The sequence below is a fragment of the Tropicibacter oceani genome (assembly GCF_029958925.1).
Lineage (GTDB): Bacteria > Pseudomonadota > Alphaproteobacteria > Rhodobacterales > Rhodobacteraceae > Pacificoceanicola > Pacificoceanicola oceani.
In genome coordinates this window covers 2,154,547-2,168,402 of the sequence record NZ_CP124616.1, presented here as the reverse complement: position 1 = coordinate 2,168,402, position 13,856 = coordinate 2,154,547, and the positions used below count along the sequence as shown (strand labels likewise).

Sequence of the window (13,856 nt, the reverse complement as noted above, 5' to 3'; positions counted from 1 at the left end):
GTTGCCCTGTCTGCCCCGGCTTCTCCTGACGTGCGCCCCTCCTCCTGGGCGGCGTCTCCGGGGCCAAGCGCGGCCCGACTGGGGCGACTCGCCTGTATGCTTTATAATGCATGACGCGACGTGCCGATCAAGAAGTCATTCTTGAATGTTGCATTTTCTTGCATAATTGACCGCACCCAATTCGGTCGGCTCGGGGCATGGCCCCGCCCTCCCTTGGTCGGTCTTGTAGCGGCAGTTTCGGGCGTGCCCGGACGCAGGGCGGGGCTTTACCCCGCCTCGCCCGTGATCACCGCCCGGTCGGCATCGTCGTAAAGCCGCCGGTACAGATCGGCCCGCCGCGTCAGGATCTTGCGAAAGTTCAGGTTGCCCTTGGCCGTCGCCTCGCCATCACCGATCGAGGGCTGCTCGGCCAGCACCAGCGCCCGCGCAATCCGGGAGGCCGAGCCATGACCCTGCCGCGCCGCCAGCCGCGCCGAAATCTCCGCCTGCAGCGCCGGGCTGACCAGCGCGCCGCGATCCCCGGCCCCCGGCCCGGCCAACTCCTGCGCCAGCGGTCCGGGAAAGATCAACACACCGATCTCGGACTTGTCCGCCCCGCAGATCACGATGTCTTGCGCCAACGGTCCCAGTTCTGCCAGCACCTCAAGGCGCAGGTTCGCCGCCCGCACCCATGTCCCTGACAGCAGCTTGAAATCCTCGGAAATCCGCCCGTCAAAACGCATGCCCTTGGTCATGTCCTCGGGGTCGACGAATTTCATCGCATCCCCAGTGATGAAAAACCCTTCGTCGTCAAAGGCCTGGGCAGTCTTTTCGGGATCGTTCAGATAACCGGGCATGATGTTCGGCCCGCGCACCCGCACCTCGCAACGCATTTCCGCATCCGGGATCAGCTTGATCTCGACCCCGGTCAGCGGCACGCCCACGATCCCCGACATGGTCGTTGGTTCGTGCTGGATCAGGCAGGCCGGGCCGGTTTCCGTCAGCCCCCAGCTCGAGTTCATCAAGGGCACGTCGCCGCGCACCGCGCGCGCCATGTCCTCCAGATCGCGCCAGACATCCTGCGGCAGCGACGCCCCGGCATAGAACAGCATGTCGAGATCGCGAAAATAGCTTTCGCGCAGCGCCGCATCCTCTTTCATCGCATCGCGCAGCATCGCAAAGCCCACCGGCACGTTGAAGGCCAGCGTGCCGCTTTTCAGGCGGTTGTTCTCGATCGTCTTGCCGACCAGCGCCGGCACCGGTTTGCCGCCGTCGATATACAGGCTGCCGCCATTGGCCAGCGCCATGTTGAAGTTGTGCGAGCCGCCAAAGACATGGTTCCACGGCAGCCAGTCGACGATGACGGGGGGCCTTTCGCGCAGGAACGGCAGGGCATCGGCGATTTGCGTCTGGTTGGCGCACATCATGGCCTGCGTCGTCATCACCGCCTTGGGGTGCGAGGTGCTGCCCGAGGTCATCAGGTACTTCGCCACCGTATCGGGGCCAACGCGGGCCGCCGCCGCATCCACCTGCGGGCCATCCTGTCCGGCCAGCAGGTCGGCAAATTCCACCATGTCTGCGCCGGGATGGGTGCTGACCACTTTTTCGACCCCGTCGAAACAGTCCAGCGCCAGGGCATCGCCAAACCGCGCGCCATCGTCAGCAAAGACCATCGCAGGGCGAACCAACTCGGCGCAATGCCGTAACTGCGCGTTGGCGGCAGGGATCAGGGCATATTGTTCCGCAAGCGGCACAGTGGGAATGCCGACGTATTGCGCCGCCAGCACCAGCAACCCGTGATCGACACCATTGCCGGAAATCATCACGATGGGCGTATCCGCCCCCATGCCGCGCGCCAACAGGCTGGCGGCAATGGCGCGCACATCACGCCGCAAGGCACAATAGGTCACCTCGCGCCAGCCCGCCCCCGCGCGTTCGGCCAGGAACACGGCCTCGGGCGTCCTGGCCGCCCAACCATCCACCCAATCGCCACTCTTCGCGACGACAGGCCCCATGGCATAGCCCGAGCGCAGCAAGATCGTGCCATCCGCCCGATCCTCGCGCTCGACCTTGTGCGGTGCGTATTTCCCCATGCCGTCCTCCTCCCCTTGAACCCTCAGCGCTGCGGCAGGCGAACCGCCGCATCCAGCCGGATCGTGGTGCCGTTCAGATAGGGGTTGGCGATGATCTGGCTGACCAGCTGACCATATTCCTCGGGCATCCCCAGACGATGCGGAAAGGGAATATTCGCGACGATGCCCTGCGTCGTCTCTTCGGGCAGGCCCTCCATCATCGGCGTGTTGAACAGGCCGGGCGCAATCGCCATGACCCGCACACCCATCTTGGCCATCTCACGCGCCACCGGCAGACACATGGCGGCAATCGCCCCTTTTGAGGCCGCATAGGCCGCCTGCCCCACCTGGCCGTCCTGCCAGGCAATGCTGGCGGTGTTGATCACCACGCCGCGCTCGCCACTCTCCAAAGGCTCCAGCGCCATCATCTCGCGCGCCGCATGGGACATGACGTTGTAGGTGCCCATCAGGTTCACCCGGATCGTGCGCTCGAAAACATCGGTCGACAGCTTGCCCTCGCGCCCGACCACGCGGGCCGCAAGCCCCACCCCGGCGCAGGACACCGCCACGCGCGGCGCGCCCAACCTGTCCTTGATTTCGGCCACCGCCGCTGCAACGCTGGCCTCATCGCCGACATCGGTCTTCACCGCATGCCCGCCAATTTCGGCCGCCACGGCCGCGCCGCGCTCGGCGTCGAAATCCAGAATGCCGACCTTGGCGCCCTCTGCCGCCAGACGCCGCGCCGTCGCAGCCCCCAGCCCGCTTGCCCCGCCACTGACAATCGCCACCAGACCCGAAACATCCATGTCTAACCCTCCTCGTTCAAAGACAGCCCTCGTGTCTTCTGCTTGCCAAAAATATCCCGGGGGGCCGCGCCAAAGGCGCGGTGGGGGCAGCGCCCCCTTCCCCAGATCGTCACAACGAAAACGCCGGGCAAAAGCTCCGCCCAGCGCCAAGCCCCGCTACCCCGGCAGCAGGAACAGCGTGATCGCCGGGAACATCACCAGGATCGCCACCCGCACCAGGTCGGAGATCACGTAGTAGATCACCGCCTTGTAGGTCTCGAACATCGGGGTTTCAGGGTCCATGGCGTTGATCACGAACAGGTTCATCCCCACCGGCGGCGTGATCAATCCGACCTCGACCACGATCAGCACAAGGATGCCGAACCAGATCGCCACATGTTCCGTGCTCATCCCGAAATCCAAGGCCGAGATCACCGGAAAGAAGATCGGGATCGTCAGCAGGATCATCGACAGGCTGTCCATGAAGCAGCCGAACACAAGGTACAGCGCCAGGATCAGAACCAGCACCAGCATCGGGCTGAACCCTTGATCCACCACCAGCTGCGACAACTGCTGCGGAACCTGCGTCAGCGCCAAGAACCCGTTGTAGAACGCCGCCCCCAGCACGATGAAAAAGATCATCGCGGTGGATCGTGCGGTATCGGCAAAGCTGTCGACCAGCGTCCGGCGCGTCAGACCGCCGTTGACGAATGCGATGATCCCCGTGCCCAGCGCGCCCACGGCCGCGCCTTCGGTTGGGGTAAAGATGCCGCCATAGATGCCGCCCACCACCGAGACAAAGACCAAAAGCACCGGCCAGACGTCAATCAAAGCGCGGAACCGCTCGGCCATGGGCACAGGCGGGCGCACGCCTGCGCTGCCGGGGTTCATCCGCACATAGATCGACACCGCGATCATATAGCCGATGGCGGCCATGATGCCGGGGATGAAGGCCGCCAGAAACAGCTTGGCGATATTCTGTTCGGTCAGGATGGCATAGATCACCAACACCACCGAGGGCGGGATCAGGATGCCCAGCGTGCCGCCCGCCGCCAGCGTTGCGGTCGAAAACCCGCCTTTGTAGCCATAGGATTTCAACTCGGGCAGGGCCACGCGGCTCATGGTGGCAGCGGTGGCCAGAGACGACCCGCAGATCGAACCAAAGCCCGCGCAGGCACCGATGGCCGCCATGGCCACCCCGCCCTTGCGGTGGCCCAGAAAGTTCTCGGCGGCCTTGAACAGCGCCTGGGACATGCCGCCCAGCGTCGCGAAATAGCCCATCAGCAGGAACATCGGGACAATCGACAGCGAATAGCTGGAAAAGGTCGTGTAGGCCTCGGACTTCAGCCGCGCCAACGCCATGATCATGTTGCCGTTCACCATCCACAGCCCGACAAAGCCGGTGATGAACATGGCCAGCCCGATGGGCACCCGGACAAAGATCAGCAGCAACAGCGCCGGAAAGGAATAGATACCGATTTCAAGGTTGCTCAATGGTCTGCCCCCACGGCATTGGCCACGATCACGCGGCCCGTCAGCAATTCAAGTCCGCGCACCAGCGCCATGTAGGCCCCGGCCGCAGCGGCGGCGACCGCGCCCACCAGGCTGGCCGCATAGGACCACCAGACCGGGAATTGCAGCAGCAAGGTCGTCTCGCCCGAGCGCATCTTGCGATCCATCCCGGCGTCCAGCTGCCAGGCGATGACCACCAGCGCCACGGCAAAAAGCGCCTCGCCCAGGAAGATCAGGAACCGGTTGGCCCCGCGCGGCAGGAAATTCGTGAAGATATCGACCGAAGCATGGCCGCCGGTCACCTGGCACAGCGGCAGGAAGGCAAAGATGCAAAAAGCCATCCCCGCCTCGACCAGTTCGAAATCGCCGCGGATCGCGCCGATGCCAAGATCGATCAGCGATTGCGCCATGCCGGGGGCCGCCCCCATCATGAAGTCCGAGTGCAAGAGGCTGTTGGCCGTGCGGCCAAGGATCGAAATGCAGATGATCAGGATCAGAAGTGTCAGGACACTCCCGCCGATCACTGCCATCATCCGTGCCAGCGCCAGTACCGTGCGATGAACGCGTTGCATGTGGGGATTTCCTTCGAGGCCGGGTTCGGGGCCACGGACCATGCCGCAGCCCCGTTCCAGTGGCTTATTTCGCGGTATAGGTGTCCATGTCCGCGGTGTATTCGGCCATCAGGGCGCGGGCTTCGTCGATCAACGCCTGACCGTCCTTGCCCTTGCCTTTCATGTCCTCGACCCAGGTCGCGTAGATCGGGTTGACCAGGGCATCCCATTCCTTGGCCTGCTCTTCGGTCACGGTGACGATGGTGTTGCCCATGTCCACGGCGATCTGACGGGCGGGGCCATCGGCATCGGCCTGCGTGCCACCGGCAAAGATCGAGAAGGCCAGACCCGAGTTGGCATCCACAACCGCCTTCAGATCGTCGGGCAGACCGTCATAGCGGTCCTTGTTCATCGCCAGAACAAAGGTCAGGTTATACAGCGCCGGGCCTTCGAACTCGGTGTGGTTCTTGACCAGTTCCGGCACCTTCAGCGCGCTGGTGACTTCCCACGGGATGGTGGTGCCGTCCAGAACGCCCTTGGACAGGCCCTCGGGGATGGCGGGCACCGGCATGCCGATGGGCTCGGCGCCGACGCGGGTCAGCAGGTCGTTCACAAGGCGCGAGCCGCCGCGGATCTTCATGCCCTGCAGATCGCCGGGAACGGCAACCGGCTTGTTGGTGTGGAACATGCCGGGGCCGTGAACCCAGGTGCCAAGGATATGCACATCGGCAAATTCGGTGTCCTTCATGTGGGTTTCGAACATCTTCCAATAGGCGTAGCTGGCCGCGCGGGCATCATCCACCATGAAGGGCAGTTCGAACACTTCGGTCGTCGGGAAACGGCCCGGGGTATAGCCGACCACGGTCCAGACCACGTCTGCAACGCCGTCCATCGCCTGATCCATCAGCTCCGGCGGCACGCCGCCCAGCTGCATCGAGGGGTAGCGTTCCACCTTGATGCGGCCTTCGCTGTCCTTTTCGACATTGTCGGCCCAGACGTCCAGGACCTGCTTGGGCACGTTGGCCTGCGCCGGCAGGAATTGGTGCAGCTTGAGCGTCACCTCCTGGGCAAAGGCCGCAGACGACATCAGCGACACGGCCAAAGCCGCACCTGCAACGCCAAGGATCTTTCTACGAGTGGTCATGGTATTCCTCCCTACTGACCTATGATCCCGTTACCGGGATCTTAGTTATTTGCTTGGTATTCCGACATGAGGGCGCGTGCCTGTTCGATCAGGGCCGCGCCATCAATTCCCTTGTTCGCCACGTCCGCGATCCATGCGTCATAGACCGGGCGGGCCATCTCCTCCCACTTCGCGGCGTCCGCTTCGGACACGGTGACGATGGTGTTGCCATTGTCCACGGCGATCTGGCGCGCGGGGCCGTCGGCATCCTCCATGATACCGCCCGCCATCACGCTGAACTCGAGCCCCGAATTGGCGTCCATCACCGCCTTCAGATCGTCGGGCAGCGCGTCGTAGCGGTCCTTGTTCATCGCCAGAACGAAGGTCAGGTTATAGATCGCCGGGCCGTCGAATTCGGTGTGATTGCCCACCAGTTCCGACACCTTCAACGCGGTCGTCACCTCCCAGGGGATGGTGGTGCCGTCGATCACGCCCTTGGACAGCGCCTCGGGGATGGCGGTGACGGGCAGGCCGATGGGTTCTGCGCCGACCCGCTCCAGCAGCTGGTTTACCATGCGCGATCCGCCGCGGATCTTCAGGCCCTGCAGATCCTCGGGCGAGGCCACGGGGGATTTGGTGTGCAACATGCCGGGGCCGTGCACCCAGGTGCCAAGGATCTTGAGATCGGCGAAATCAGTCGTCTCCATATGCTCTTTGAACATCGTCCAATAGGCGTATGAGGCGGCGCGCGCATCCGAGGTCATGAAGGGCAGCTCGAACACTTCGGTATGCGGAAAACGTCCCGGCGTGAATCCGTTCACCGCCCAGACGATATCGGCGACGCCGTCGATGGCCTGATCGATCAGCTCGGGCGGGGTGCCGCCCAGCTGCATCGCGGGAAAGCGTTCAATCTTGATACGGTCCCCCGATTCGGCCTCGACCTTGTCGGCCCAGACATCAAGGATCAGCCTTGGCACGTTGGCCTGCGCGGGCAGGAACTGGTGCAGTTTCAGCGTAACCTCTTGCGCCATTGCGCCGGTAGCGCCAACAGCGGCGATGGCAAGCGCGGCCGCCCCGGCCATCAGGCTTCTGCGTGTGGTCATGTCATTCCCTCCCCCTGTCGCCGCGCCTCCTCTGACGCGGCAAGACTATGCAAGATCATGCAGAATTCGCATTATAATGCAAACTCTTTAACCGACCCATCGGTCACCTTTTGCATCCGACAGCACTGCGCAACGATTGTCCAGTTCTATCACAATTATGTTTACCAGGAAACAAAATGTTGACGTATCACTTGCCTTCCGGCCCCAGGATATCCTTTAGGATAGCGCTGTAGATGGCCGCCCCGCGCGCGATCAGATCGTCCGGGAAATCATAGCGCGGCGTGTGCACCGCCGGGCAGGTTTCCCCCGCGCCCAGCAACATGAAGGCCAGTTTCGCCGAACCGCCGAAACAGCCCACATCCTCGGAGGCGCGGATTGGCAGCCCCTCTTGCCCAAGCGGCACGCCGATGGTTTCAATCGCGCGCCAGGCCAGGTCGGCGGCCTCGGGGTCGTTCACTGTGGCGTCGAAAATGTCCTCGTAGCCGATCTCGAAGGTCAGGCCCGCCGCGCTGGCCTGTTCGGCGACAAGCGCCTCGGCGCGGGCCACCAGCGCGGCCATGGTGTCATCGACAAGGGTGCGCAGGGTGACGAAAAATTCGGCATGTCCCGGCGCAACCCCGAACGACGCCTCGCCCATCCGGGCATGGGTCACTGTGGCCAGGGCGAAATCCATGTCCTCGGGGGTGCCTTGCGACAGGGCGGTCAGGTCCGGCATCAGCCGCGACAGCGCCACCATGGGCGAACGCCCCTCTTCGGGTTCGGCGGCATGGGCGGTCTGCCCCTGAAGCGTGATGCGCATCCCGCGCGACGCGCAGCAGGCCGGACCGGGTCGCAGCGCCACCGCGCCCAGCGGCAGGCCCGGCATGTTGTGGATGGCAAAGACATAGTCGGGGCGCAGCTGCGCATAGGCCGGGTCGGCCACCACGGCGCGCGCCCCCTCGCCGTTTTCCTCGGCGGGCTGGAACATCAGGATGACGCTGCCGCGCAAGGGGCGCTGCCGCCCCAGCATCCGCGCCATGGCGGCCAGCATGGTCATGTGACCGTCATGGCCGCACAGATGCGCCTTGCCGGGGGTTTGCGATTTATGCGCGACCTCGCCCAGCTCCTCGATGGGCAGTGCGTCCAACTCGCAGCGCAGCATGACGCAGGGGCCGGGCAAGGCGCCACGGTACAGCGCGGCAACGCCGTGGCCGCCCAGCCCGGTCACGATCTGGTCGGGGTCGGTCGCCTGCAGCATCTGCACCACATGGCGCGCGGTCTGCTCTTCTTCGCCGGACAATTCCGGAACGCGGTGCAGCATGTGCCGCCAGTCGGTCAGTTCAGTGATGTCGAGGTTGCTCAGCCGCATGATGATCGTCTCCCTGGCGCAAGTGATGCCCGAATTCCGTTGCACATGCAACGAAAAACCCGCTCGCCCTTTGCTTGCAAGCGCCTATATTCAGCGCAGATCAAAAGGGAGGGGAGGACCTTTTGCTGGACTACAGCCACAACCCGGCCTTTGTGCTGGCCTCGCTGGCCATCGCGCTGATCGCTGCCTTTTCGGGTCTGAGCCTGACGCAGGGCCTGTCGAAAATGTCCGAAACGGTGCGCAAGATCGCCGTGTCGGCCTCGGCGGTGATTCTGGGCTGGGGCATCTGGTCGATGCATTTCGTGGCGATGCTGGGGCTGGACCTGCCGATCGCCTTTTTCTTCGATCCGTTGGTCACGCTGATCTCGGCCTTGACGGCAATCCTGTTCATGGGGCTGGCGCTGCTGATCGTGCATTTCGGCCAGCGTACCCGCGCCAAGATCGTCACAGCCGGGGCGGTGGTGGGGATCGGCATTCCGGTGATGCATTATATCGGCATGTCGGGGATGGAGCTGTGCGCGCCGGTCTATTCGGCGGCCGGTGTCGTGGCGGCGCTGGTGCTGTCCATCGGGCTGAGCGTGCTGTCCTTTCTGATCGCCTATGACGGGCGCAGCGCCCGTAACATCGTGCTGGGCACGCTGGGGTTCGGGCTGGCGGTCTTTGCAGTGCATTTCATCGCCATGGCCGGAACCGGTTTTGTGCCGATGCCCGAAGCCAGCGCCATCCTGCCCCCGATGAGCCCCGGCGTGCTGGCCTTTGGTGTCACGATATCCGCCTTTGTGCTGTCGGGGATTTTCCTGCTGAACGGCGCCAGCTTTGCCACGCGGCTGGGGGGCGTCAGTGCGGCGCCCGCCAAGATGGCGCCCGAGGATCCGTCGCGGGCTGCGGTGCCGCCGGCGCCGCCCACGCCCGCCGCCCCTGCCCCTGCCCCGGATACTGCCACGGAAATCGCGCCACCGGGCGCCGTGCCCGCCGGACTGCGCATCCCCTACGAGGCAGAGGCGCGCACGCATTTCATCGCCGCGAACGAAGTTTCGGCGGTGCGCGCCGAGGGGCATTATACCGTACTTTATTCCGGCGCCTCCAAGCTGTTCTGCCCCTGGTCGATCACCGAAGCCGAGGCGCGCATACCCAAAGACCGCTTTATCCGCACCCATCGCAGCTATCTGGTGAACCTGGACCATGTCACCAGCTTCGAGCGCAAGAAGGACAACGGCGTGTGTTTCTTTGAAGGCACCGCTGCATTGCCCAAGGTGCCGGTCAGCCGGTCGCGCCTGGCCGAGGTGCGCGACCGGCTGGGCATGTAATTCGGGGGCGCTGCCCCCGCGCGCCCTGGGCGCGCTCCCCCGGGATATTTTCAGCACAAAGAAACAGGCGGCGCGGATCATGCTGCAACTGCGTACGCATTTCGTGCGCGGGCATCGCATTTCGTGAAAGCGCCGGCGCGGGTCGTTACAGGGGTCTCGCCTGAGGGCGGGTGGCGGGTTTGTCTGGATCAAAAGACCGATCACAGGGAGGACGCCAATGATTCCGGCACCATTCGAATACCACCGGCCCGACAGTGTCGAAGCCGCGCTGGCGCTGATTGCGCAGCACGGGGATGACGCGCGGGTCGTCGCGGGCGGGCACAGCCTGATCCCGATGATGAAACTGCGCATGGCCGAGGTACCGCACCTGGTGGACCTTCAGGCCATCGGTACGCTCAAGGGGATCTGCATTGACGCGGGCCGGGTGCATTTGGGTGCCATGGTCACCCAGCACGAGCTGATCGTCGACGAGGCGCTGGCTTCGGCCGCGCCGATCCTGCGCGAGGCGGCCTTGCAGATCGCCGATCCGCAGGTGCGTTACATGGGTACCGTGGGCGGCAACGTGGCGAACGGCGATCCCGGCAACGACATGCCCGGGCTGATGCAGGCACTGGATGCGGTGTTCACCTTGCAGGGGCCGGATGGCACCCGCGACGTCGCGGCGCGCGATTTTTACGAGGCGGCCTATATGACCGCCCGCGAGGATGACGAGATCCTGACGCAGGTCAGCTTCGAGATCCCAAAGGGCGGGCAGTCCTATGAAAAGCAAAAGCGCAAGATTGGCGATTATGCCACGGCGGCGGCGGCGGTGATCCTGCACAAGCAGGGCGATCAATGCAGCGCCGCCAGCATTGCCATGACCAACCTGTCCGACACACCCGTCTGGTCCGAGGCGGCCGGGGCGGCCTTGGTCGGTACGGGCTGCGACAAGGCGGCGGTGGATGCCGCCGTGGCGGCCATGCTGGGCGACATCGATCCGACCGAGGACAATCGCGGCCCGGTCGAATTCAAGAAACATGCGGCAGCGGTGATCCTGCGCCGGGCGATTGCCCGCGCCTGGGACCGGGCCTGAGGGGGAACACAACATGGCTAAACAGATCGTCACTTTGACAGTCAACGGCGAAAAGCACGAGGTGGCCGCAGAGCCACGCGAACTGCTGGTTTATGTCCTGCGCGAAAAGCTGCGCATCACCGGCCCGCACGTGGGCTGCGAGACCAGCCATTGCGGCGCCTGCACCGTCGACATGAACGGCAAGTCGGTCAAATCCTGCACCGTCTTTGCCGCGCAGGCCGATGGCGCAGAGATCACCACCATCGAAGGCATCGGCAGCCCGGACGCGCTGCATGTGCTGCAGGAGATGTTCCGCGAACATCACGGGCTTCAGTGCGGGTTCTGCACCCCCGGCATGATCACCCGGGCCTATCGCCTGCTGCAGGAAAACCCCAACCCGACAGAAGAAGAGGTGCGGTTCGGCATCGCCGGAAACCTGTGCCGCTGCACCGGGTACCAGAACATCGTGAAATCCATTCTGGCTGCCGCCGCGCAGCTGAATGCCGCGAAGGAGGCCGCAGAATGAAGGATCTTGATGAACGCGAAGAGCGCAAGGACGCGCTCAAAGGTCTGGGCTGTTCGCGCAAGCGGGTCGAGGATGCGCGCTTTACCCAGGGCAAGGGCAATTACATCGACGATGTGAACCTGCCCGGGATGCTGCACGGCGATTTCGTGCGTTCGCCCTATGCGCATGCGCGGGTGGTCAGCATCGACACCTCGGCGGCGATGGCGCTGGACGGGGTTGTGGCGGTTCTGACCGCCAAGGACCTTGAACCGCTGGGCCTGCACTGGATGCCGACCCTTGCGGGCGACAAGCAGATGGTGCTGGCCGATGGCAAGGTGCTGTTCCAAGGGCAAGAGGTGGCCTTTGTCGTCGCCAAGGACCGCTATATCGCCGCCGACGCGGTGGAACTGGTCGAGGTCGAATACGAAGACCTGCCGGTTCTGGTGAACCCCTTCGAGGCGCTGAAATCCGACGTTGTCCTGCGCGAGGATATCAAGGACGAAAAAGAGGGCGCCCATGGCGCGCGCAAGCATCACAACCACATCTTTACCTGGGAAGAGGGCGACAAGGAAGCCACCGAACAGGCCATCGGCGCCGCCGAGGTGGTGGCGGAGGAGATGGTGTATTACCACCGCACCCACCCCTGCCCGCTGGAACCCTGCGGCAGCGTCGCCAGCATGGACAAGGTCAATGGCAAGCTGACACTTTGGGGCACCTTTCAGGCGCCGCATGTGGTGCGCACGGTCGCGAGCCTTTTGTCGGGGATCGAAGAGCACAACATCCGCGTCATCAGCCCCGACATCGGCGGCGGTTTCGGCAACAAGGTCGGCGTCTATCCCGGCTATGTCTGCTCCATCGTCGCGTCGATCGTGACCGGGGTTCCGGTCAAGTGGATCGAGGACCGGATGGACAACCTGATGGCCACCGCCTTTGCCCGCGACTACTGGATGAAGGGGCGCATTTCGGCCACCAAAGAGGGCAAGATCACCGGTCTTGACGTGCATGTCACCGCCGATCACGGCGCCTTTGACGCCTGCGCCGACCCCACCAAGTTCCCGGCAGGGTTCTTCCACATCGTCACCGGGTCTTATGACATCCCCGTTGCCCATGTTGCGGTCGATGGCGTTTATACCAACAAGGCGCCCGGGGGCGTGGCCTATCGCTGTTCCTTCCGCGTAACCGAGGCCGCCTATTGCATCGAACGCATGATCGAGGTTCTGGCGATCGAGCTGGGTATGGACGCGGCCGAGCTGCGCCGCATCAACTTCATCAAGAAGGACCAGTTCCCCTACCAGTCGGCGCTTGGCTGGGAATATGACAGCGGCGATTATCACACCGCCTGGGACAAGGCGCTGAAAGCCGTCGATTACGAGGGGCTGCGCAAGGAACAGGCGCAGATGCTGGAGGATTTCAAGGCCGGCAAATCGCGCAAGCTGCTGGGCATTGGCCTGACCCATTTCACCGAGATCGTCGGCGCGGGTCCGGTCAAGAACTGCGACATCCTTGGCATGGGCATGTTCGACAGCTGCGAAATCCGCATCCACCCGACGGGGTCCGCGATTGCCCGGCTGGGGACGATTTCCCAAGGTCAGGGCCACGCCACGACCTTTGCGCAGATCCTTGCGTCAGAAATCGGCCTGCCCGCCGACAGCATCACGATTGAGGAAGGCGACACCGATACCGCGCCTTACGGGCTGGGCACCTATGGCTCGCGGTCCACACCGGTGGCGGGGGCGGCGACGGCCATGGCGGGGCGCAAGATCAGGGCCAAGGCCCAGATGATCGCGGCCTATCTGCTCGAAGTGCATGACGACGACGTGGAATGGGACGTGGACCGCTTTGCCGTCAAGGGCGCGCCGGAACGGTTCAAGACCATGAAGGACATCGCCTATGCCGCCTACAATCAGGCGATCCCGGGCGTTGAGCCGGGCCTTGAAGCGGTCAGTTACTACGATCCGCCCAACATGACCTATCCCTTTGGCGCCTATATCTGCGTCATGGAGATCGACGTCGATACCGGGGAACACAAGATCCGCCAGTTCTATGCGCTGGACGATTGCGGCACCCGGATCAACCCGATGGTCATCGACGGGCAGGTCCATGGCGGCGTGACCGAGGCGCTGGCCATCGCGATGGGTCAGGAAATCGCCTATGACGAAATGGGCAACTGCAAGACCGGCACCTTGATGGACTTTTTCCTGCCCACGGCGGTCGAAGTGCCGAACTACCAGACCGACCACACCGTCACGCCCAGCCCGCACCACCCCATCGGGGCCAAGGGTGTGGGTGAAAGCCCCAACGTCGGCGGCGTTCCGGCCTTTTCCAACGCGGTGCACGATGCCTTTCGGCCCTTTGGGCTGCGGCAATCGCATATGCCGCATGACCACTGGCGAATCTGGAAGATTGCGCAGACCCTGGGATTGCACGACTGACCTTGCGACAGGAGACAAGCAAGTGACCCAATCCCAAAACCGGCGCCCTGCGGGGCGTCGGAAACCCACCTTGGCGGTGATGGCCGCA

General features: G+C 64.0%; 11 protein-coding genes. 4 read left to right on the top strand and 7 right to left on the bottom strand.

The window, feature by feature from the left end; translation table 11 throughout:
- Window positions 1-266: 266 nt before the first annotated feature.
- From QF118_RS10470 to QF118_RS10440, 7 genes are all read right to left on the bottom strand, one after another.
- On the bottom strand, window positions 267-2,072 hold the full coding sequence (locus QF118_RS10470) for a feruloyl-CoA synthase (protein WP_282299009.1): 1,806 nt from the start codon (window positions 2,070-2,072) through the stop codon (window positions 267-269).
- Window positions 2,073-2,095: 23 nt separating this feature from the next.
- A complete protein-coding gene (locus tag QF118_RS10465; protein ID WP_282299008.1) occupies window positions 2,096-2,857 on the bottom strand; it encodes an SDR family NAD(P)-dependent oxidoreductase in 762 nt (253 codons plus the stop codon).
- A gap of 156 nt (window positions 2,858-3,013) precedes the next feature.
- Complete coding sequence (locus QF118_RS10460) at window positions 3,014-4,330, bottom strand: TRAP transporter large permease (RefSeq protein WP_282299007.1); 1,317 nt, start codon at window positions 4,328-4,330, stop codon at window positions 3,014-3,016.
- Window positions 4,327-4,920, bottom strand: coding sequence for a TRAP transporter small permease (locus QF118_RS10455; RefSeq protein ID WP_282299006.1), 594 nt, complete (start codon window positions 4,918-4,920; stop codon window positions 4,327-4,329). Before QF118_RS10455 ends, QF118_RS10460 begins: the two co-directional genes overlap by 4 nt.
- 64 nt (window positions 4,921-4,984) lie before the next feature.
- Entirely contained in the window at window positions 4,985-6,043 is a 1,059-nt protein-coding gene (locus QF118_RS10450; protein WP_282299005.1) for a TRAP transporter substrate-binding protein, read from the bottom strand.
- Window positions 6,044-6,084: 41 nt separating this feature from the next.
- Window positions 6,085-7,125 carry a TRAP transporter substrate-binding protein gene (locus QF118_RS10445; protein WP_282299004.1) on the bottom strand — a complete coding sequence of 347 codons (1,041 nt, stop codon included), beginning with the start codon at window positions 7,123-7,125 and terminating at the stop codon, window positions 6,085-6,087.
- A 187-nt stretch (window positions 7,126-7,312) separates the two neighbouring features.
- Window positions 7,313-8,473 carry an amidohydrolase gene (locus QF118_RS10440; protein ID WP_282299003.1) on the bottom strand — a complete coding sequence of 387 codons (1,161 nt, stop codon included), beginning with the start codon at window positions 8,471-8,473 and terminating at the stop codon, window positions 7,313-7,315.
- A gap of 122 nt (window positions 8,474-8,595) precedes the next feature.
- On the opposite strand from QF118_RS10440, the gene QF118_RS10435 reads away from it, so the two are divergent.
- The 4 genes from QF118_RS10435 (at window position 8,596) to QF118_RS10420 (ending at window position 13,768) form a co-directional block, all read left to right on the top strand.
- The gene (locus QF118_RS10435) at window positions 8,596-9,780 is read left to right on the top strand and encodes an MHYT domain-containing protein (RefSeq protein ID WP_282299002.1); all 1,185 of its coding nucleotides are present in this window, start codon (window positions 8,596-8,598) and stop codon (window positions 9,778-9,780) included.
- A 217-nt stretch (window positions 9,781-9,997) separates the two neighbouring features.
- Window positions 9,998-10,852 carry an FAD binding domain-containing protein gene (locus tag QF118_RS10430; protein WP_282299001.1) on the top strand — a complete coding sequence of 285 codons (855 nt, stop codon included), beginning with the start codon at window positions 9,998-10,000 and terminating at the stop codon, window positions 10,850-10,852.
- A 13-nt stretch (window positions 10,853-10,865) separates the two neighbouring features.
- A complete protein-coding gene (locus QF118_RS10425; protein ID WP_282299000.1) occupies window positions 10,866-11,357 on the top strand; it encodes a (2Fe-2S)-binding protein in 492 nt (163 codons plus the stop codon).
- The gene (locus QF118_RS10420; RefSeq protein ID WP_282298999.1) at window positions 11,354-13,768 is read left to right on the top strand and encodes an aerobic carbon-monoxide dehydrogenase large subunit; all 2,415 of its coding nucleotides are present in this window, start codon (window positions 11,354-11,356) and stop codon (window positions 13,766-13,768) included. The genes QF118_RS10425 and QF118_RS10420 overlap by 4 nt, the downstream gene beginning before the upstream one ends.
- The last annotated feature ends 88 nt before the right edge of the window (window positions 13,769-13,856 follow it).